At 72.3% G+C, this 20,149-nt stretch carries 21 protein-coding genes; 5 read left to right on the forward strand and 16 right to left on the reverse strand.

What is annotated here, in order from left to right; all coding sequences use genetic code 11:
• Positions 1-150 precede the first annotated feature (150 nt).
• Positions 151-711: a carboxymuconolactone decarboxylase family protein gene (locus tag QP939_RS10080; RefSeq protein ID WP_285456380.1), complete on the reverse strand. Its 561-nt coding sequence runs from the start codon at positions 709-711 to the stop codon at positions 151-153.
• 41 nt (positions 712-752) lie between these two features.
• On the opposite strand from QP939_RS10080, the gene QP939_RS10085 reads away from it, so the two are divergent.
• Positions 753-1,085 carry a winged helix-turn-helix transcriptional regulator gene (locus QP939_RS10085; RefSeq protein ID WP_285456381.1) on the forward strand — a complete coding sequence of 111 codons (333 nt, stop codon included), beginning with the start codon at positions 753-755 and terminating at the stop codon, positions 1,083-1,085.
• Here QP939_RS10085 and proC read toward each other — a convergent pair.
• The 8 genes from proC to QP939_RS10125 form a co-directional block, all read right to left on the reverse strand.
• On the reverse strand, positions 1,070-1,882 hold the full coding sequence (proC, locus tag QP939_RS10090; RefSeq protein ID WP_285456382.1) for a pyrroline-5-carboxylate reductase: 813 nt from the start codon (positions 1,880-1,882) through the stop codon (positions 1,070-1,072). The two genes, QP939_RS10085 and proC, sit on opposite strands and share 16 nt — an antisense overlap.
• A gap of 347 nt (positions 1,883-2,229) precedes the next feature.
• Positions 2,230-3,057 (reverse strand): thioesterase family protein, encoded by an 828-nt coding sequence (locus QP939_RS10095; protein WP_285456384.1) that lies wholly within the window; start codon positions 3,055-3,057, stop codon positions 2,230-2,232.
• 134 nt (positions 3,058-3,191) lie between these two features.
• Entirely contained in the window at positions 3,192-4,004 is an 813-nt protein-coding gene (locus QP939_RS10100; protein WP_285456386.1) for a sugar phosphate isomerase/epimerase family protein, read from the reverse strand.
• 91 nt (positions 4,005-4,095) lie between these two features.
• Entirely contained in the window at positions 4,096-5,700 is a 1,605-nt protein-coding gene (locus tag QP939_RS10105; protein WP_285456388.1) for an Rv0497 family membrane protein, read from the reverse strand.
• A 157-nt stretch (positions 5,701-5,857) separates the two neighbouring features.
• Positions 5,858-6,841: a Ppx/GppA family phosphatase gene (locus QP939_RS10110; protein ID WP_285456390.1), complete on the reverse strand. Its 984-nt coding sequence runs from the start codon at positions 6,839-6,841 to the stop codon at positions 5,858-5,860.
• 150 nt (positions 6,842-6,991) lie between these two features.
• Complete coding sequence (locus QP939_RS10115; protein WP_285456391.1) at positions 6,992-7,681, reverse strand: response regulator transcription factor; 690 nt, start codon at positions 7,679-7,681, stop codon at positions 6,992-6,994.
• Entirely contained in the window at positions 7,678-8,919 is a 1,242-nt protein-coding gene (locus QP939_RS10120) for a sensor histidine kinase (protein WP_285456393.1), read from the reverse strand. The genes QP939_RS10115 and QP939_RS10120 overlap by 4 nt, the downstream gene beginning before the upstream one ends.
• A 146-nt stretch (positions 8,920-9,065) precedes the next feature.
• Positions 9,066-9,932, reverse strand: coding sequence for an oxidoreductase (locus QP939_RS10125; RefSeq protein WP_285456396.1), 867 nt, complete (start codon positions 9,930-9,932; stop codon positions 9,066-9,068).
• 66 nt (positions 9,933-9,998) lie between these two features.
• On the opposite strand from QP939_RS10125, the gene QP939_RS10130 reads away from it, so the two are divergent.
• The gene (locus QP939_RS10130; RefSeq protein WP_285456398.1) at positions 9,999-10,637 is read left to right on the forward strand and encodes a helix-turn-helix domain-containing protein; all 639 of its coding nucleotides are present in this window, start codon (positions 9,999-10,001) and stop codon (positions 10,635-10,637) included.
• Positions 10,634-11,509, forward strand: coding sequence for a hypothetical protein (locus QP939_RS10135; protein WP_285456400.1), 876 nt, complete (start codon positions 10,634-10,636; stop codon positions 11,507-11,509). Before QP939_RS10130 ends, QP939_RS10135 begins: the two co-directional genes overlap by 4 nt.
• A 53-nt stretch (positions 11,510-11,562) precedes the next feature.
• Here the strand turns inward: QP939_RS10135 and QP939_RS10140 are convergent, their stop codons facing one another.
• From QP939_RS10140 to QP939_RS10170, 7 genes are all read right to left on the reverse strand, one after another.
• Positions 11,563-12,312 (reverse strand): phosphoglyceromutase, encoded by a 750-nt coding sequence (locus tag QP939_RS10140; protein ID WP_285456401.1) that lies wholly within the window; start codon positions 12,310-12,312, stop codon positions 11,563-11,565.
• A gap of 521 nt (positions 12,313-12,833) precedes the next feature.
• The gene (locus QP939_RS10145; RefSeq protein ID WP_285456402.1) at positions 12,834-13,706 is read right to left on the reverse strand and encodes a DUF4349 domain-containing protein; all 873 of its coding nucleotides are present in this window, start codon (positions 13,704-13,706) and stop codon (positions 12,834-12,836) included.
• A 70-nt stretch (positions 13,707-13,776) separates the two neighbouring features.
• On the reverse strand, positions 13,777-14,289 hold the full coding sequence (locus QP939_RS10150) for a type III secretion system chaperone family protein (RefSeq protein WP_285456403.1): 513 nt from the start codon (positions 14,287-14,289) through the stop codon (positions 13,777-13,779).
• On the reverse strand, positions 14,286-15,590 hold the full coding sequence (gene mshA, locus QP939_RS10155; RefSeq protein ID WP_285456404.1) for a D-inositol-3-phosphate glycosyltransferase: 1,305 nt from the start codon (positions 15,588-15,590) through the stop codon (positions 14,286-14,288). Before mshA ends, QP939_RS10150 begins: the two co-directional genes overlap by 4 nt.
• 22 nt (positions 15,591-15,612) lie before the next feature.
• Complete coding sequence (locus QP939_RS10160) at positions 15,613-16,428, reverse strand: alpha/beta fold hydrolase (protein WP_285456405.1); 816 nt, start codon at positions 16,426-16,428, stop codon at positions 15,613-15,615.
• A 3-nt stretch (positions 16,429-16,431) separates the two neighbouring features.
• Positions 16,432-17,607 (reverse strand): L,D-transpeptidase, encoded by a 1,176-nt coding sequence (locus tag QP939_RS10165; protein WP_285456406.1) that lies wholly within the window; start codon positions 17,605-17,607, stop codon positions 16,432-16,434.
• 158 nt (positions 17,608-17,765) lie between these two features.
• A complete protein-coding gene (locus tag QP939_RS10170) occupies positions 17,766-18,821 on the reverse strand; it encodes a UDP-N-acetylmuramate dehydrogenase (protein ID WP_285456407.1) in 1,056 nt (351 codons plus the stop codon).
• Positions 18,822-18,845: 24 nt separating this feature from the next.
• On the opposite strand from QP939_RS10170, the gene QP939_RS10175 reads away from it, so the two are divergent.
• Positions 18,846-19,352, forward strand: a complete 507-nt coding sequence (locus QP939_RS10175) for a DUF2505 domain-containing protein (RefSeq protein ID WP_285456408.1) — start codon at positions 18,846-18,848, stop codon at positions 19,350-19,352.
• Entirely contained in the window at positions 19,331-20,131 is an 801-nt protein-coding gene (locus QP939_RS10180) for a class I SAM-dependent methyltransferase (RefSeq protein ID WP_285456409.1), read from the forward strand. The genes QP939_RS10175 and QP939_RS10180 overlap by 22 nt, the downstream gene beginning before the upstream one ends.
• Positions 20,132-20,149 lie beyond the last annotated feature (18 nt).

Below are 20,149 nucleotides of genomic sequence, written 5' to 3' on the forward strand. Positions count from 1 at the left end.
CGAGGCTTCCCCACCTGTGGTATCGACACGCACGTGCTCTATCGAGAGTAGCGGGACTGGTGGGACTAATGCGACGCCTGTCACCGAGATGGGCCCCTACCAGTGCTAACGCACGCGCGCCCGCGCGTGCAAGACCACCGGAATCGCCCATTACGGCGAATTCAGGCGCGCGGCGCCGGGTTCCGGCGGCAGCCGCAGCGCCCGGACGGTGAACGAGATGGCGTGGTACCAGCCGCTGACCAGCAGGACGTCGAGGGCGCCGTCCTCCCCGACGGCGGCGACGAGGTCCGCCCAGGTCGCGTCGCCGAGGTCACAGGTGGCGTGCAGCTCGTCGACGGCCGCCAGCAGGGCCCGGTCCGCCGGGTCCCAGCACGCGTCGGTGGGATTCCCACCGGCCAGCGACCGGATCTGCGCGGCGTCGAGCCCGGCTTTCTCCGCGAAGGTGGCGACGTGCACGCCCCACTCGTAGTCCGCGCCGCAGAGCGCGGTCGTCCGGTCGATGACCAGCTCACGCTGCCGGACGCTCAGCGCCGAGCGGCGCGAGAAGTAGTAGCGGCCCCAGCTCGCGACGCCGTGGGCGAGATCGGGCCGTCGCGCCCAGACGCGGAACAGCTGGATGGGCGGCCCGAGCTGGTCGAGCGCGGCGGCGGCCTCGACGTCGAACGGCGGCTCGAGCGGAGCGATGCGCGGCTGCTTCGATTTCAGAGGCATACCGGGCACGCTAACATCGGCGCTTCGGAAAGGAAAGCACGATGACCCCTCTGCCCGGCCGTCCCGTCCGCGGTTCGGCGACCGGCCGCCCGATCATGGCGCTGCTCGACCTGCTGGGCCGCCGCTGGGCGTTGCGGATCCTCTGGGAGCTGCGCGACGGCGCGAAGCCGACGTTCCGGGAGCTGCAGCAGCGCTGCGACGGCGTCTCGTCGAGCGTGCTGAGCACGCGGCTGCGCGAGCTGGGCGAGGCGGACCTGGTCGACCACACAGCGGGGTACGCCCTCACCGACCAGGGGCGTTCGTTGTTCGAGACGCTCGTGCGGCTCGACGCGTGGGCCGCGGGCTGGCGGCCCCGGGATCAGTCCTCTTCGTGAGCCTTGCCGAGCTCGACGGACCGGTCCTTCGCGGCCTCGATGGCGGCGAGCAGAGCGGCGCGGACGCCGTGCTTTTCCAGCTCGCGGATGGCGTTGATGGTGGTCCCGGCGGGCGAGGTGACGGCCTCGCGCAGCAGCACGGGGTGCTCGTCGGACTCGTTGAGCATCTTCGCCGCGCCGACGGCCGACTGGATGATCAGCTGCCCGGCGAGCGCCCGCGGCAGCCCGAGCAGGATCCCGGCGTCGATCATGGCCTCGACCAGGTAGAAGAAGTAGGCGGGCCCGGAACCGGAGAGCGCGGTGACGGCGTCCTGCTGGCCTTCGGGAACCTCGACGACCTTGCCGACGTGCGAGAGCAGGTCCCGCACGACGGCGAGGTGCTCGGCGGTGGCGTACCGGCCGGCGGAGATGGCGCTCATGGCTTCGTTGACGAGCATCGGCGTGTTCGGCATGACCCGCACGACGGGAACGCCCTCGGCGAGGCGCCGTTCGTAGAGCGAGGTGGGCAGGCCGGCGCAGAGCGAGACGACGAGCGAGGAGGGCCCGAGCAGCGGCGCGAGTTCGTCGAGAACGGGCTCGATGTCCTGCGGCTTGACGGCGACGACGAGGACGTCGGCCTGCTTGGCGGCTTCCTCGACCTCGACGCCGCGGATGCCGTAGCGCGTGGTGAGTTCTTCGACGCGCGCCGGGTACCGCTCGGTGAAGAGCAGGTCGCCCGGCTCGTGGCCGCCGTGCAGCAGCCCCGAGAGCAACGCCTCGCCGATCTTCCCCGCACCCAGCACCGCGATGACCGTCATGGCGACAAGCGTGCCAAACGCGTTTTGGCTGTGCGGGGCCGGGGCGAGGTCTTGAATGAGTCATTCAGGACCTCCCACGCCCTGAATGAGTCATTCAGGACGCCCGCCGGGCCGCCGCCCAGCCGCCCGTGCCACGCGAGCCGAGCGGCCGCCAGACACGCGCACCACCCTCAGCCCGCCGATCGCCCGCGCGCCGCTCGGCCGCCCCGCCGCCCCCGGGGCTCGGCCGGAGCCGAGGCGCGCACCCACCCCCAGCCGCCCGGGCTGAAGGGGACCTTCATCTCATCTCATGCCCTGAAGGGGCCCTTCCGCTCACCACATGCCAGGAAAGGGCCCTTCAGCCCGCCTCAGCCGCCGGGAGCCGGGGCCAGGCCGAGCTGGCGGGCCTGGCACACCAGCCGCCCCTGGGCGTCGATCACCGTGGCGTCCGAGTCGAACCACGACTCGTTCACCGACCTCGACTCCACCACCACCCGCAGCCACCCCGGTGCCGGGCGGGTCCGCAGCAGCGCCGTCAGCTGGACCGTCGGGGCCCAGCCGATGCGGCCGAGGTTCATCACCACCGGCGGGTTCACGTCCGAGGCCAGCAGCGTGAAGTACGGATCCACCAGGCTGTGCCGCGGCCGGACCCACAGCCGCATCCGGGGCGGCTCTCCCGTGCGTCCCGCCAGGTAGCCCGCCGTCGCCGGGTCGAGGCGGACCTCGCACCCCTTCGCCAAGTTGAACGGCCCCTCCGTGCTCTCCGCCATCGCCAGCGCTCCCGGTGGGGGCTCGGCGGGCATCGACGGCACGTCCGTCCACTCCGGGCGCCGCATCGGCAGCCGCCCCGTCGTCACGCGGGCCTCGACGCAGCTTCGGCCGCGCTGCTCCAGCCTGACCTCGACCACCGTCGCGCGGCGGCCGACCTTGCGGACGTCCGTGCGCAGCAGCACCGGGCCCAACGCCGGCGCGTGCAGGAACTCCGCGCTGACCACCAGGGGCTCCGCGTGCGGCTCACCGCGCTCGTGCAGGGCGGCGATCGCCGCCTTGGCCAGCAGGGCCAGCAGGAAACCCCCGTGCGGGTGCGAGCCGATGGCCCACTCCGCACGCAGCACCGCGGTGAAGGTGCCGTCCCCCAGCGACCGCGCCGCACTCGCCGTGTCGAAGGACAGGGCGGTGCCGTCCGTTCCGCTCACGAACGTTCCGTGCCGATGGCCGAATCCGGAAAGGGGACGAGCAACGAGCGCAACGGGTTCACAGTCGGAACTTTACGTGTTGGACCGGCGGAAATGGAGTCGGGAGTAGTCGTGTCCTGTCGGAACGTGCGCACTCACTGCCCGAGGTGGAACCGCGCGAACAGCAGTGCCTCGGCCAGGTCGCGGACGCGCTGGGCGGGCGTGACGGCGTGCCGCGTGTTGATCTCCAGCACGATCTGGCCGCCGAAACCGCTGCTGACCAGCTTCTCGAGCACCTCGGCACACGGCTGGCCGCCGCGTCCGGGTACCAGGTGTTCGTCCTTCGGGACGCCGGTGCCGTCCGCCAGATGGACGTGCGTGAGGCCTTCGCCCATCCGCTGCGCGAGCGCCAGCGCGTCCATCGCGGCTGCCGCTGTGTGGGACAGATCGAGCGTGTAGTGCCGGAAACCGACGTCCGTCGGGTCGATCGACGGCCGGAACGCGGACACGCGGGAATTGCGGGAACCGCCCGGCGGCCGGACCTTGAACATGTTCTCGACCGCTATTTCGATGCCGCTGGACGCCTCCAGCTCGTCGACGAGATCACCGAACGCGTCGCCGTAGCGGCGCTGCCAGCGGAACGGCGGGTGCACCACGACGGTGCGCGCGCCGAGCTCGAGCGCGGCGTCGACGGACATCCGCAGCCGCACCACCGGGTCCGGCGACCAGACCCGCTGGGTGATCAGCAGCGACGGCGAGTGGATCGACAGCACGGGCACGCCGGTGCGCCGCGACCACCGTCGCAGCGCCGTGACGTCCTGGCTGACCGGGTCGGCCCAGACCATCACCTCGACGCCGTCGTAGCCGAGCTCGGCGGCCAGCTCGAAGGCCGCGCCCGCGCGCAGCGGCCAGACGGACGCCGTGCTGAGGCCGACGGGGACGGGCTGCTCGTCTGTCACGCGCGCCATCCTGCCTCGTGAAGGGGACCTTGGTGGCACCGGACGCGCTGAAGGGGACTTTGCTCGCATCTGATGCGAGCAAAGTCCCCTTCAGCACACGTCAGCGGCCGACGAGCAGCAACGCGGCGGGCGAGACCGTCACCACCAGGCCGACGAGCACCGCGAGCACCGTCGTCTGCAGGTCCTCGGCCCGGCGGATCTTCCGGACGATCCAGACCAGCGCGACGACCACCAGCAACGCGGCGACCAGCGCGGCGGCCGGGATGTTCACCCACAGCCAGTTGAAGCCGAGCCAGACGGCCGCGCCGCCGACGACGCCCATCGCGAGCTGCCCGGCCAGCGCGAGCCACGCCTTGCCGGGTGACGCCGCGGCCGCGGGTTCCGCGACCGGCTCCGGCACGTCGTCGTACTCGTCGTCTTCGTAGCCTTCGCCCTGCTCGTAGCCGTAGTCGTCCTGCTCGAAGTCCGGGCCGTCCGACGGGTAGCCGTCGGTGAACTCGCGCTCGTAGGGCTCGAGGTCGTCCGGGATCGGCGCGCGCGAGGCGCGGTCGCCGGGCGCGAACGGCATCGGCGGCGGGTACGCGCCGGTCGGCGGGCCCGCGTCGTAGGCGGCCTGGTAGCCGCTGCCCTCCGGGGCGAAGTCGTCGGGCTCGAAGTCGTCCTCGGGGTAGCCGGTGTCCGGGGTTTCGGTGGGCACCACCGGCATGACGCCGATCTCGGTGTCCTCCATCTGCTCCTTCTGGCGCCGCTTGCGCCAGTTCGCCAGCCCCGCGGGCGACGACGGCGGCGGCACCTCGGCCTTCGGCATCGGCGGCGCGGGCGGCTCCTCGTCGCCGACGGCCGAGAACTGCTCGGTGTGCGCCTCCGGCTTGGGCTGCGGACCGCGGCCGGGAGCGCGACGCGGGCGGCCGGGCGCGGCGGGCGGGGTCGCGAACGTCCCGCTGGCCATCGGCCCCGGCGGGCCGTCGACGTCGGCGTCGGGGGTGCCGTTCAGGCCGTCCAGACGCGCCGAGAGCGGGCCGGCGGGCGGCGGCGTCGGCAGTTGCTGGGACGGCTGCGGCGGCGGCACCGGGAGCTGCTGCGACGGCTGGGGCGGGGGCGGCGGACGTCGCCGGACCGGCGGGACGGCCCCGCGGGTCTCCTCCGCCGCGGGCGGCGGCGGGGTCGGCAGCTGCTGCGACGGCTGCGGCGGGGGCGGCGGCTGGCGGCGCGGCGCGCGGGGCGGCACGGGCAGCGGCGCCGACTCCTGCGGGCGCGCGAACTGGCCGGACTCCTGCGGCGGCCGGGCGAACTGGCCCGACTCCTGGGGCGGCCTCGGGTACTGGCCCGACTCCTGCGGCGCGGGCCGGGCCGGGGGTGGCGGCGGGACCGGCCGCGGCAGCGGCTGGGAGTCCTGCGGGACCGCGCGGGGCGCGGGCGGCGGCGGGGACGGCGGTTCGGCGCGGCGGCGTCCGGTGGGCCGTGCCGGCGGGGGCGGGGTGCCCTCGGACGCGACCCGGTCGATGATCGCCTGCGGGCCGGTGTCGCCGACGCCGGGGCGCCGGTGAGACCCGGTCGCGCCGGTGGCTTCGGGGGTGCCGGGTTCGTCGTCGTCCTCGGCCGCGCGACGGCGACGCCGGCGGCTGCCGTCGACCTGGGCACCGTGCTGGGCGAGCAGCTCAGCCACGGTCTTCTGCGGCTGGTCGCCTCCGGTCTGGTCCGTCATACCTGGTAATCCCCTGCGCGCTCCGGTTCCTCGGCACCTCGCGGGGAGGCGCCCGACGGCATCCCGGCGGCGCAGCGCGCGCTGTGCACCGACCTCTGCATGTCCGTCACCTCTCCACCGTGCCCGTGTTCCGCGGGCGAAGTCCAGCCGCGTGCTTTCACCGGTCCTCCTGTGCGCCGAAGCGCGCCACGAGGGCGGCTCCAGTCTCATCCGCGCCGTTGGAATGGTCCAGCCGCCGCAGGATGACACCCTCTCGCAGAGCCCACGGGCAGATCTCGAGTTCCGGCAAACCGAGCGCCCGCATGGTGGCCTGCGCGACGAGCGCGCCCGCCACCAGCTGGTGCGACCGGCTCGAGCTGACGCCTTCGAGCTGCGCGAGATCGGCCGACGGCATCCGCGAGATGAAGGCCAGGAGCTGGCGCAATGCGGTGTCGGTGAGCGTACGTCGCACGCGCGGGCCCGCGGCCGAGGGGGCGGCGCCGGTCAGCCGGGCGAGCGACCGGAACGTCTTCGACGTGGCGACGACACGATCGGGTTCACCCCATTTGGTGACCTTCCGCGCGAGCTCGGTGAGCTGGTCGTCGAGCCACGCCGACGTCGCGACGAGCTCCGAGCGCGTCGGCGGGTCGTGCCTGAAGCGGGTGCGGGTGGTGCGGCCGGCGCCCAGCGGCAGCGATTCGGCCAGCACAGGCTCTTCGTCGCGGCCCATGGCGATCTCGAGCGAGCCGCCGCCGATGTCGAGGACGAGCAGCTGGCCCGCGGACCAGCCGTACCAGCGGCGGACGGCCAGGAAGGTCAGCCGGGCTTCGTCGACGCCGGAGAGGACCTGCAGGTCGACGCCGGTTTTGTCGGCGACGCGGGCGAGCACCTTGGCGGAGTTCTTCGCTTCGCGGACCGCGGATGTGGCGAAGGCCATCAGCTCTTCGCAGCCGAGGCGGGCGGCGGCGTCCTTCGCGGACTCGACGGCGGTGACCAGCTCGTCGGCGCCCGCTTTGCTCAGCTCGCCGCCGGGGGTGATCTGCTCGGCCAGGCGCAGCACGGACTTTTCGGAATGCATCGGCGTCGGGTGGGCGCCACGGTGGGCGTCGACCACGAGCAGGTGGACGGTGTTGGAACCGACGTCGAGTACCCCTAGGCGCACGGGGGTCCAGGGTACCGGGCTCAGCGGCAGGTCTCGAACATGTAACCAACAACACTCGGCTCGGCCACGGGCGTCACTTTCGTAGGGAAAGTGATCCGGAGGCGCGTTCTCCGTGTCACTTTCCCTACGAAAGTGACGGTTGAACGGGGCTTACGTCTCGAACTTGTAGCCCAGGCCGCGGACCGTCACCAGGTGGCGGGGTGAGCCCGGGTCCGGCTCGATCTTCGACCGAAGCCGCTTCACGTGGACGTCGAGGGTCTTCGTGTCGCCGACGTAGTCCGCGCCCCACACCCGGTCGATGAGCTGCCCGCGCGTCAGCACCCGGCCGACGTTGCGGAGCAGGTACTCGAGCAAATCGAACTCCTTGAGCGGCAGCGACACCTCGGCGCCGTCCACCGTGACGACGTGCCGCTCGACGTCCATCCGGACCGGCCCGGCCGAGAGCACCAGCGGGGCCAGCTCGCCGTCCGCGCCCGGCTCGCCGCCGCGGCGCAGCACCGCCCGCACCCGCGCGATCAGCTCACGCGCCGAGTACGGCTTCGTCACGTAGTCGTCCGCGCCCAGCTCCAGGCCGACGACCTTGTCGATCTCGCTGTCGCGCGCGGTCACCATGATCACCGGCACGGCCGAGCGCTGGCGCAGCTGCTTGCAGACGTCGGTGCCGCTCATCCCGGGCAGCATCAGGTCGAGCAGCACGATGTCGGCGCCGTTGCGGTCGAACTCCTCCAGCGCGGCCTGGCCGGTACCGGCGACGGCCGCGGTGAACCCTTCCTTGCGCAGCAGGAAGGCGAGGGGGTCGGCGAACGACTCCTCGTCCTCGACGATGAGAACCCTGGTCACAGGTTTCCTCCATGATCTGGGCTTTCCTGCCCGGTAACCACGAGCTTGGGGGTGCGCTCGGGGGTCTTCTCCTGCCGTGGTGCCGGCGAGGTCTTGGCCGCCTTCGCCGGCTCGCCGGCCGGGTCGGGGCGGACGTGCGCGGGGATGCGCAGGGTGAACGTCGAGCCGGTGCCGGGACGGCTCCACAGCCCGACCGAGCCGCCGTGGTTGGCCGCGACGTGCTTGACGATCGCCAGGCCGAGTCCGGTGCCGCCGGTGGCGCGCGAGCGGGCCTTGTCGGCGCGGTAGAAGCGCTCGAACACGCGCTGCTGCTCGTCCTCGGCGATGCCGATGCCGCGGTCGGTGACGGCGATCTCGACCATCCCGTCGGCCAGCCGCCGGGAGATCGACACCGGGCTGCCCGCCGGCGAGTAGTTGACCGCGTTCTCCAGCAGGTTCGACAGCGCGGTGACCAGCAGCGTGCGGTCGCCTTCGATGAGCAGCCCGCTGGGGTTGTCGGTGGTGATCCGGATGTCGGCCGACTCGGCCGAGAGGGTCGTGCGGCCGAGCGCCTCGCGGACGACCGCGTCCACCTCGACGACGTTGAGGTCGGGCAGCCGTTCGGCGCCCTGCAGCCGGGAAAGGGCGATCAGCTCGGTGACGAGCCGGCCGAGGCGCGTCGACTCGCGCAGGATCTTGCCGCCGAAGCGGCGGACCTCGTCGACGTCCTCGGCGGCGTCGAGCACGGCCTCGGTGAGCAGCGCGATCGCGCCGACCGGGGTCTTGAGCTCGTGGCTGACGTTGGCGACGAAGTCGCGGCGCACGGCTTCCAGCCGGATGGCTTCGGAGTGGTCGACGGCCTCGACGACGGTGAAGCCGTCGCCGAGCGGCCGGACCTGGCCGAGCACCGCCTCCGGCTGACGCCCGCGCGCTTCGAGCGGCGAGAGGTCGATCTCCACCGGTTCGTCGGTCTCGACGACCTGCTCGGCGGCCTTGCGGGCGCGCGCGTCGGCCTGGTTGACCTTGACCAGGCCCAGCTCGTAGGCACGCGGGTTGTGGAGGACCATGTCGCCGAACTTGTTGAGCACGACGACGCCGTTGTGCGACGACCGGACCAGCCGTTCGAGGAGCTCGGCGACGGTCGGGCCCGGCGGCCGGGCCTCTTCGCGGCGGGTCCGCGCCCGCGCGATGAGGTACCCGACCACCGCACCGGCCACCAGGGCGCCGATGGCCAGTGCGAGTGAAACAGGCGTGGTCACAGGCCGATCGTAAGCGGAGAAGTGGCCCTTCGGCCTAGCGTTGTCCGCCTTGTCGTGAGCACCGCGACACCTGGGGAGGACATGTTCGCCGGGGCTTCAGGCGGCGTTCACCCGATCGATTCCCCGGCGAGACATTCCGGGTGAATTCACCCGTTCCCGTCGAGGGTTTCCAGATCGTCCTCGGACAGCTCCAGCGCCGCCGCGGCGACGTTCTGCTCGAGGTGCGAAAGATCGCCGGTGCCCGGGATGGCGAGCACGTTCGGGCCCTGGTGGAGGGTCCACGCGAGCCGCACCTGGGCCGGGGTGGCGTCGTGGCGCCGGGCGACCTCCGCGACGCGCGCGTCCTCGCCCGTCCCGCTCGCGACGGCGAAGAAGGGCACGAACGCGACACCCTCTTCGGCGCACCGCCGGACCAGCGCGTCGTCTTCGCGCCGCGCGGAGAGGCCGTACTGGTTCTGGACGCAGACGACCGGCGCGATGGCCAGTGCCTCGGTGAGGTGCCCGGGGCCGATGTTGGAGATGCCCAGCTCGCGGATCAGCCCGGCTTCGCGCAGCTCGGCGAGGGCGCCGAAGCCGTCGGCGATCGAGCCGGTGCCGCGGTCGAGGTTCTGGCCGATCCGGTAGTTGACGACGTCGAGGTGGTCGACGCCCAGCTGGCGCAGGTTCTCCTCGACCTGCGCGCGCAGCTGTTCGGGGCGCGCGAAGTAGAAGTTGCCTTCGAAGTCGCGGCCCGCCCCGATCTTGGTGGTGATCACCAGGTCGTCGTAGGGCGCCAGGGCGCGGTTGATCAGCTCGTTCGCCAGGCGCGGCCCGGCGAAGTAGAACGCGGCGGTGTCGATGTGGTTCACGCCGAGCTCGACGGCGCGGCGGAGCACGGCGATCGACGTCTCGCGGTCGCGGATGCCACCGTCCGAAGTGGACATCAGGCGCATGGCGCCGAACCCGAGCCGGTTGACCTCGAACGAGCCGAGCTTCCAGGTGCCCGCCGCGGCGGCGGGGAGGTTCCGTGTCATGCCTCCAGCCTTCCGGCGCGCGCTCGCGACCACCGGTTTTGGCAGTTTGCTGCCAGACTGGAATGCGTGGAGAAGGTGACGGATGTCGTCATGGTGCGCGGCGAGGCCGAGCTGTTCGAGCGGACGGCGCACCTGTTCGAGGCGGCGACGGAGATTTCGTGCGCGGCACGGGACCTGCACACGTGGTCGGTGGCGCACCCGACGGCGCCCGAGCGCGAGCAGTCGGTGCGCGGGATGACCGTGCGCAAGATCTACCTGCCCGGGGTGCTGTTCGACCCCGCGCTGGCCGAGCACCTGCGGTTCATGACCACGCACGGCGCGCGGATCCGGATCACCGAGCGGGAGGTCAACGAGACGATCCTGCTCGACCGCCGGATCGCGATCGTGGCCGGCGACCGCGTCGGCGGCGTCCGCGGCTACACCGTGATCAGCAGCCCGGAGCTGGTCCAGGGCATCCGGTCGCTGTTCGAGGCGGCCTGGCACGGCGCCACCGACCTCGAGTCCTACAAGGCCCGGTTCACCGAGCTGGGCGCGCGGGAGATCCTCGAGCAGCTCGCGTCGGGCTGCAAGGACGAGGCGGCGGCGCGCGCCCTCGGCGTCGGTCTGCGGACCTACCGGCGGAGGGTGGCGGAGCTGATGGAGGTCCTCGGCGCGTCGTCCCGGTTCCAGGCCGGGGCGCGGGCCCGCGAAGCCGGGCTGCTGTGAGGCGAGCGCTGCTGGCGCTCGTCCTGACGACGTCGGCGTGCTCCACCGCGGTCTCGGGCACGGCTCAGCCGCTGACGGGCAACCTCGCGCTGGTCAACGTGCCCGGGACGGCGGCCGCGCTCGCCGCCGTCGGGGCCGCGGCCGAGGCGGTGTTCAGCTACGACTCGGCGAACCCGGCCGGGTTCGACCAGGCCGTCGCTGCGCACGTGACGGGAGCGGCGAAGGACCAGCTCACGGCGTTGTTCGAGCAGGTCAGGAAGAGCCCGCAGCCGGTGCACCTGACGACGCGGGTGGTGCGCGCGGCGGCGCTGGAGTTGAGCGGTGGCCGGATCCGCGAGCTGGCGGTGCTGGACCAGGCCAGCGGGACGTCGAAGGGCTTGGCGACGGCCGCGTTCACCGCGCTCGAGGACGGCGGCCGCTGGCGGATCTCCGACATCGCGGTCAACCCGGCGCAGCCGCCACCGGCACCGCACCCGGACGACGGCACCCCGGCGGGCCTGCGCGACTCCGCGGTGGCGGGCGCGGGGGCGGTCGCCGCGGGTCTCTTCACGACCGACAGCGCCGACCCGGACGGCTCGTACGCGCGGGCGGAGGCCGTCACCGCGGATCCGCTGCTGAGCGACTACCGGGCGAAGAAGGCCACGTATGTCGACGCGATCCGCCGCAGCGGCACGAAGGTGGCCCTGGGCCCGAACCCCATGGCCGGAGTCACGGCCCTCACGGGCGGCAAGGCGACGGTGCTGTTCTTCACGACCCTCCAGGTGACCGGCCCCACGGGCACCACGACCCGCCCGTTCACGACGGAACTGGACCTCACCCGCGTCGGCCCCACGTGGAAGGCGACGGCGGTCCGCACGGTCACCGCCTCCTGAACGCGCTGAAGGCCACCATCAGGGCCTGATGGTGGCCTTCGGCGGCAGACGGGTCAGCGGCCCTGGTTGGCGACCGCGGCGGCGGCTTCCTTGGCGGCCTCGGGGTCGAGGTACTCGCCACCGGCCTTGACCGGCTTGAGGTCGGCCGTGAGGTCGTAGCGCAGCGGGATGCCGGTCGGGATGTTGAGGCCCGCGATGTCGGCGTCGGAAATGCCGTCGAGGTGCTTGACGAGCGCGCGCAGCGAGTTGCCGTGCGCGGCGACCAGGACGGTCTTGCCCGCGCGCAGGTCCGGCACGATCTCGGACTCCCAGTACGGCAGCAGCCGCTCGACGACGTCCTTGAGGCACTCGGTCAGCGGCGCCTTGTCACCCAGGTTCGCGTAGCGGGCGTCGCCGGCCTGGCTCCACTCGTCCTTGGGGTCGATCTCCGGCGGCGGGGTGTCGTACGAGCGGCGCCAGAGCATGAACTGCTCCTCGCCGAACTCGTCGAGGGTCTGCTTCTTGTTCTTGCCCTGCAGCGCGCCGTAGTGGCGCTCGTTGAGGCGCCAGTCGCGCTTGACCGGGATCCAGTGCCGGTCGGCGGCGTCCAGCGCGATGTTCGCGGTGGAGATCGCGCGGCGCAGCAGCGAGGTGTGCACGACGTCCGGGAGCAGCCCGGCGTCGGCCAGCAGCTGCCCGCCCTGGCGGGCTTCGCCCTCGCCCTGTTCGGACAGGGGCACGTCCACCCAGCCGGTGAACAGGTTTTCCGCGTTCCACGTGCTCTGCCCGTGCCGCAGCAGCACCAACGTCCCAATCTCGGCCATGGCTGACAGCCTGCCAGAGCGGACCAGCGGGCCCGCCGGTGACCTCGACCTACCGAGAGTGTGTTACCTGCGGGTAACACCTCACCCTTCGACAAGTCCAGGTGCCAACAACGCGCAAATTTCCGGTGACGGACTGCGCACCGTTATCGCTCAGCGGCAAATTCACTCGAACGGACTAGTGAGTAGTCTTGTGATTACAGGTCGAGATCTGACAGGTTGACTACATCCCGAGCGGTCGGATTCCACGCACTCCCCGGCCGGTTTCGGGCTTCGACCGCGGCTCGTCTCCCCCTGCCGAGCCGCGGCCCGCCGGCCCCGTTGGCATCCCCCTCGTCACCGGGTCCTGATCGGCGGGAACTTCAGCGGGGCGGCTCGAGATCGCGACTCCCCCCTCCCTCGAGCCGTCCCGCCTGCCCGCCGCACCCCCGCACCTCCACGCGCCCCGGCAAAGCGTCGCGAATGACTCATTCGGGACCACCGAGGTCGCGAATGAGTCATTCGCGACACCCGGCGAGCCCGCTTCACACCTCGGTCGGCTCCGGCTTCACGCCGCGGCGGCGCCGCACGAGCCACCACGCCAGCCAGCCCAGCGGGCCGATGACCAGCATGAACGGCAGCACCGCGCCGAGCACCGTCAGCAGCCCGCCGCCGAAGACGAGGAACGCGTCCCAGCCGCCGGCCAGACCGCCCAGGAACCCGCTGTGGTCCTCGGCCGGGGGCGGCGGCGCGGCCACGTTCCGGATGCTCATCGCCACGGTCGCCATGGCGACGCTGCCCGCCAGCGAGTTCCGCTGCTGCTCCAGCGACTCCAGCGCCGACTCGCGGCTCGTCAGCTCGCTCTCCACCGAAGCGATCTCCGAAACCGAAGTCGCCTTCGCCAGCAACGCGCGGATCCGCTCCACCGACGCCCGCTGCGTCTGCAGCCGCGCTTCGACGTCGACGACCTGCTCGGTGACGTCCTGGGTGTTCAGCTCCCGCTTCACCAGGCTCGCGCCCAGGTGCGAGAGCTGGTCGAGCACGCCGTCGAGCTTGTCGGCGGGCACCGCCAGCGACAGCGTCGCGTACTCCTCGCCCGTGCTCTCCTGGCCGGTGTAGCCGCCCGCGCCCTGCGCGATCCCGCGGGCCTGCGCGACGACGTCGGTGACCTTGGTGGCCGTCAGTTCCAGCCGCGCGCTGCGCGAGAGCTTCCGGTCGGTGGCCCCGGCCTGCGGGGGCGTCACCGAAGCGCCCTTCTCGGTCTTGCCGGTGCCGCCGGTGCCCTGCTGCGGGGCGGCGGGCACGCGTGCCGGGCCCGCGCTGTCCGCCGTGGACGCTCCGTTCTCCGCCGCCGAGCACCCGGCCAGCACGAACGCCACCCCCGCGATCGCGAGCGCCGCTCTCCATCGAGTCCGCATCCTGCTTCTCCCTCCAGTTTCGACTGGCGGTGAGACGGATGTCCGGTTCAGTGCCGTTGCACGGCTTTCGTCACGACTCGGTCAAGCCCGGTTGGTGCGGCTTCTCGGGCGCGACGAGGTGCTTGAACGCCTGGAGGTTCGCCAAGGATTCACCGCGGGAGACGCGCCAGTCCCACTCGCGCTTGATCGACGTGGCGAAGCCGATCTCCAGGAGCGTGTTGAAGTCGCCGTCGGCGGCTTCGAGGACCTGGCCGAGCACCTTGTCGAGCTCGTCGGCGGACATCGTCTCCTTACCGAACCGGCCGACCAGGTAGATGTCGCCGAGACTGTCCACTGTGTAGTGCACGCCGTAGAGCTTCGCGTTGCGCTGCAACAGGAAGCGGTAAACGTCCTCATGGGACTCGTCGGGACGGCGGCAGACGAAGGCTTCCACGGAGAACGCGTGGTCGCCGTCGACGAGCCACGCGTTGGTCTGCAGCTTCTTGGTCCCCGGGAGGGTGACGAAGTACTTGCCCGGACCGCGCTTGTCGTACTTCAGCTCCGCCGAGTCCAAAGTAGACTGGATCAGCTCGTCCAGGCTCACACCGCCACCTCCGCGCGCAGTTCGAGTGCGCGCCGGAACGCGCCGGTCGCCTGAGCATAGATGTCCAGGAGCGCGTCCGTCGTGCGGCGCCAGGAGAACCGCTGGGCGTGCACGACGGCGTTGGCGCCGAGCTCGGCGCGCCGGTCGGGGCGCAGGGCGACGGCGGCAAGCGCGTCGGCCCACTCCTCGGCGCCGTGGCCGGGCACCAGCAGGCCGGAGACGCCGTGCGGCACGGCCACCGGCAGCCCGCCGACCTCGGCCGCGACCACCGGCGTCCCGCAGGCCTGGGCCTCCAGGGCGACCAGGCCGAACGACTCGTTGTAGCTGGGCACCGCGACGACGTCGGCGGCGCGGAAGATCTTCGCGAGCGACTCGCCCGGCTGCGGCGGCAGGAACCGCACCTGCGGCTCGATGCCGAGCGACCCGGCCAGCTCGCGCAGGGCCTGCGGCTGCTCCAGCCCGGTGCCCGACGGCCCGCCGACGACCAGCACGACCAGCCGGGGAGCCAGCTCGGGACGGCGGCGCAGCAGGGCCGCGGCCGCGTGCAGCAGCACGTCCGGCGCCTTGAGCGGCTGGATGCGGCCGGCGAAGGCGAGCACGACGTCGTCTTCCGCCAGGCCGAGCCCGGCCCGCGCGATCGTCTTCGAGCCCGGCGTGAAGCGTTCGAGGTCGACGCCCGGCGGCACGGCGTGCACCGCGTGCGGCTCGGCGTCGTAGAGCTCGATGAGCTGGCGAGCCTCGACGGCGGTGTTGGCGACCAATTTGTCGGCTTCGGCAACGACCTGCTCCTCGCCGATCACGCGGGTGCGCGGCTCGGGCTTGTCGCCCTCGGCGAGCGCGGCGTTCTTCACCTTCGCCAGGGTGTGCGCGGTGTGCACGAGCGGCACGGACCAGCGGTCGCGGGCGAGCCAGCCGACCTGGCCCGACAGCCAGTAGTGCGAGTGGATGAGGTCGTAGTGGCCGGGCTCGTGGAACGCCTCGGTGCGCAGCACGCCGGAGGTGAACGCGCACAGCTGGCCGGGGAGCTCGTCGCGGGCCAGCGGCTCGAACGGCCCGGCCTGCACGTGCCGGACGGTCACGCCGGGCGCCAGCTCGGCGACCGGCGGCTGGTCGGACGCGGTGGCGCGGGTGAACACCTCGACCTCGACGCCGCGGCGGGCCAGCTCCTTCGCCGTCTGGCAGACGTAGACGTTCATCCCGCCCGCGTCGCCGGTGCCCGGCTGCTCCAGTGGGGACGTGTGGACGGAGAGCACCGCGATCCGGCGCGGCGCAGCACGGAACCTCCGGGTGGAGCTGGTCACCTGGTCACATCTCCCGCGTACGTCAGCTTTCCTCGGCGAACTGCCGCAGCACCGCGTCGAACTCGTCCGCGGACTCGGCGAAGGGCGCATGCCCTCCGTCAACGAACCAACGCCCGATGGCACCCGGAATCTTCCCGAGCGCGTGTTCGGCCGCCGACGGCTCGATCACGCGGTCGGCCGTTCCGTGCGCGACGAGGACCGGTTTGTCGATCCCGGCCAGCACATCTTCGCTGCCGACGTCCCGGCGGAACAACGCCGACCGGACCGAAGGCGGCACGCTGAGAGAAGCTCCGAGCAGGGCCTGGGTCCGGGCGCCGGGCAGCGGTTCGGCGGTCATGCCGCGGCTGAACGCGGTGAGCGCGGGGACCGCGATGTCCGGATCGTCCGAAAGCATCGCCCGCATGTGCTCGCGCATGAGCGGGCCGACGCGGCCGCCGGGCCGGTCGCGGCCGATCTCGGTGATGGCGCCGACGAGCACCAGCCCGCCCAGCCGTGCGGTGCCGTGCACCCGGAGGTGGTCGGTGACGACGAGGCCGCCGTAGGACCAGGCGACGACGATCGCGCCGGGTCCGGCGAAGTCGAGCACGGCGGCGAGGTCGTCGGCCCAGACGCGCGGGTCGTCGTAGCCCGATTCCGGGACGTCGGAGGTGCCGTGGCCGCGCAGGTCGACCGCGACCAGCCGGAACCGCTCGGTCAGGGCGGGGTCGGCGAGCTGCGCCGCCCAGCAGGCCGCCGACTGCGCCCAGCCGTGCACGAACACGATCGGCCTACCGTCTTCGGCGCCCTCGACCCGCAGGCCGAGCCGCACCCCGCCGTGCCCGGCGACTTCGGTGCGCACGGTCTACTTCGCTCCCAGCCCTTGCCAGGCCGCCCAGCTGTAGTTCCAGTCCTTGACGTCGGAGGCCATCGGCGGGCCGAGCTTCGAGCCGGTGATCTCGACCGGGTCGCCGACCATCGCCGAGTCGAAGAAGTCCTTGGCGTCGGCCTCGAGGAGGTTGACGCAGCCGTGGGAGTTGTTGGTCTTCCCGATGTTGGCCGCGTTGTCCTGGTTCTCGTGGATGAACTCGCCGTGGTTGGAGAACCGGCAGGCCCACTTCTTGTTGACGTTGGTGTAGCCGTAGCGGGCGTTGTCGAAGATCGCCGACGGCTCCTTGCTCATGATCATGTAGGTGCCGTTGGGCGTGTTGCGGTCGACCTCGGCGTCCAGCCCGTTCGCGCACGGGTAGCTCTTGACCTGGGAACCGTTGCGGTAGACGCGCATCTGGTGGTCCGGGGTGTTGACCTTGACCACCTGGTTGCGGCCGATCTTGAACTTCGTGGTGACGTCGGCCTTGCCGTACGCGCCGCCGCCGAGGTCGACGCCGTACAGCTTCGCCTCGACGTTGACGGTGATGTTCTGCGGCCAGTACTCCTTCGGCCGGTAGTCGACCTGGCTGTCGGACAGCCAGCCCCACGCGCCTTCGATGTCCTTGTCCGTCTTCACCGTCAGGGCCTTCTCGACGGCCGCGCGGTTCTTGACCGGCGACGCGAACTTGACGCTGATCGGCATCGCGACGCCGACGACCTGGTTGTCGGCCGGGTTGAGCGTCGCGCGGACCTGCTTGGCCGGGCTGAGGGTGGTGAACTTGCCGGTGAACTCGACCGGCTTGCCGTCGGTGCCGGTGGCCTTGGCCGCGTAGGTGTAGGTCTTGCCGTAGCCGAGCGGCTCGGAGCTGGTCCAGGTGAGGCCGTCGGGCGCGGTGTCGCCCTTGACGTCCTTGCCGCCCTCGGCGGTGACCTTGCACTCGGTGAGCTTGCCGTCGGCGACCTTGATCACGACCGGCTTGAGCACGGGGACGTCCTTGGCGTCGGCCGCGGGCTCGGCCGTGATCTTCGCCACGGGCTGGGCGCCTTCGCCGTCCGCGCCGGCCGCGCCGGTGGGCAGCGCGGTGCCGTCGTTCGTGCTCGAACACGCCGCGGCGACCAGTGCGGCCCCGGCCGCGAGTGCGGCCTTGAAGACCATGCGCCGTTCGATCACCGAAACCTCCCGAGTTCCCCCGCCGACCAGCGGGCACACGCCTTTAGCGCTGGTGGCCCGGCCGACGTTACCCGGCGAAAGGTAAAGACCATCCGATCAGGTACCGCAGCCTTTGTCGACAAAGACGTCCTGGACACGTCCAGGTTGCCCGGTTCGGCTCAAATCACGCAGTTGATCAGCAGCGGCTCGGGGTGCAGCCGGACGCCGAAGCGCTCGTGCACGCCGTCGCGGACCTCGCGGGCCAGCGCCAGCAGGTCTTCGGTGGTCGCGTCGCCGCGGTTGGTCAGCGCGAGGGTGTGCTTGGTCGACAGGGAGACGCGGTTCCCCGGCCCGGGGTACCCCTTCGCGAAGCCCGCGCGCTCGATCAGCCAGGCCGCGGACAGCTTGACGCCGCCGTCGGCCGGGTACTGCGGCACCTGCGAGCCGACGGCCTCGGTGATCCGGTCCAGGACCGCGTCGGCCTCGGCCGCCGGGACGATCGGGTTGGTGAAGAAGGAGCCCGCGCTCCACGTGTCGTGGTCGTCGGGGTCGAGCACCATGCCCTTGCCGCGACGCAGCTTCAGCACCGCTTCGCGCGCGTCGGCGGCCGGGACCCGAACCCCGATCTCGACGCCGAGCGTGCGCGCCAGCTCGGCGTAGCGGATGGGCGCGGAGAGGCCGTCTTCGCGGATCTCGAAGCGGACCGAAAGGACGACGCCGGTATCCGTGCCCTTGAGGACGCTGGTGCGGTAGGCGAAGCCGAGCTCATCGGCCTTGAGCGTGCGCACTTCGCGCGTCCGGCGGTCGTAGAGGTCGACGCTGACCAGGGACTCCGCGACTTCGCAGCCGTACGCGCCGACGTTCTGGATCGGCGTCGCCCCGACGCTGCCCGGGATGCCGGAGAGGCATTCGAGCCCGCCCAGCCCGGCCTCGACGAGCGCGGCGACGAAGGCGTCCCAGTTCTGGCCGGCCTGGACCTCGACGACGTCGCCGTCGCGGTGCCAGCCGGTGGTCGCGACCTCGACGAGCGTGCCGTCGAACCCCGCGTCGCCGACGACCAGGTTGGAGCCGCCGCCGAGCAGCAGCACCGGCTCGCCCGCCGCGTCCGCCTCGCCGACGGCCGCGATGAGGTCTTCGCTGGTCACGGCGCTGACGAACCGGCGGGCCGGGCCGCCGAGGCGCAGCGTGGTGTACGCGGAGAGCTTCGGGAGAGCGGGAGTTCGGGCGGTGTTCACGCGTCTGACGGTACTGTCCGGCCCATGGGATCCCGGATCGAGCACCGCGCTGAGTTCTCCGCCGACGTCGCCGCCGTCTACGCCGCGGTGTCCGGCGAGGACGCGCTGCGGGCGCGCCTGGAGCGCCTCGGCGGGCACGGCGCGGAGCTGGTTTCGTACACCCCCACGGCCGACGGCGTCCGGTTCGAGCTGCGGCAGGGCATCAGCGCGGACAAGCTGCCGCAGGCGGTGCGGACGCTGCACAAGGGCGACCTGATGGTGTCGCGGACGCAGACGTGGCGGCCGAGCAAGGACGGCACCGGCCACCAGGGCGACGCGACGGTCGCGGTCGGCGGGGTCCCCGGCGAGATCGTCGCGCGGACGGCGCTGGGCGACGCGGGCGGCAAGACCGTGCTGCGGACCAGCGGCGAGGTGACGGTCCGGATCCCGCTGTTCGGCGGGAAGCTGGAGAACGTGATCGCCGAGCAGGTCACCAAGCTGCTCGAGCGCGAGGCCGAATTCACCGCGAAGTGGCTCACCGAAGCAAACTGACCCCGGTCGGCGCGCCGACCCGCGGCACGACCAACCCGAACCGCCTGCGCCGGGTCGACCGCTGGATCGCGTCGGCGCCGGTGACGTCCGGGCTGCTGCGGTCGGCCCCCGACCCGCTGGTGGTCGACCTCGGGTACGGGGCTTCCCCGGTGACGACGGTCGAGCTGGCCCGCTGGGTGCGCCGCGTCCGGCCGGACGTCCGGGTGCTGGGCCTCGAGCTGGATCCGGAGCGGGTGGCCGTGGCGCAGTCGGCCGCGTCGCCGCCGCTGCTGGAGTTCCGCCGCGGCGGGTTCGAGCTGGCCGGGGCGCGGCCGGTGCTGGTGCGGGCGTTCAACGTGCTCCGGCAGTACGCGGAGGACGAGGTCGCGGGCGCGTGGGCGCTGGTGCTGGCTTCGATGACCCCGGGCGGGCTGCTGGTCGAGGGCACGTGCGACGAGATCGGACGGCTGTCGTCGTGGGTGCTGGTCTCGGCGTCCGGGCCGGTCTCGCTGACGCTCTCGATGCGCCTGGCGGGGTTGGACCGTCCCTCGACGGTCGCCGAGCGGCTGCCGAAGGCGTTGATCCACCGGAACGTCCCGGGCGAGCGGGTCCACGAGCTGCTCTCCTTGCTCGACTCCTGCTGGGCGACGGCCGCGCCGCACCAGGCGTTCGGGGTCAGGTCGCGGTGGCTGGAGACGGTCCGGCTGCTGATCGCGCGCGGCTGGCCGGTACTGGGCCCGCCGTCCCGCATCCGCCTGGGCGAGCTGACGGTCCCGTGGGAGTCGGTCGCCCCAGCCTGAAGCGCCCCAATGGGGTTG

This window comes from Amycolatopsis nalaikhensis, assembly GCF_030264295.1.
Taxonomy (GTDB): Bacteria; Actinomycetota; Actinomycetes; order Mycobacteriales; family Pseudonocardiaceae; genus Amycolatopsis; species Amycolatopsis nalaikhensis.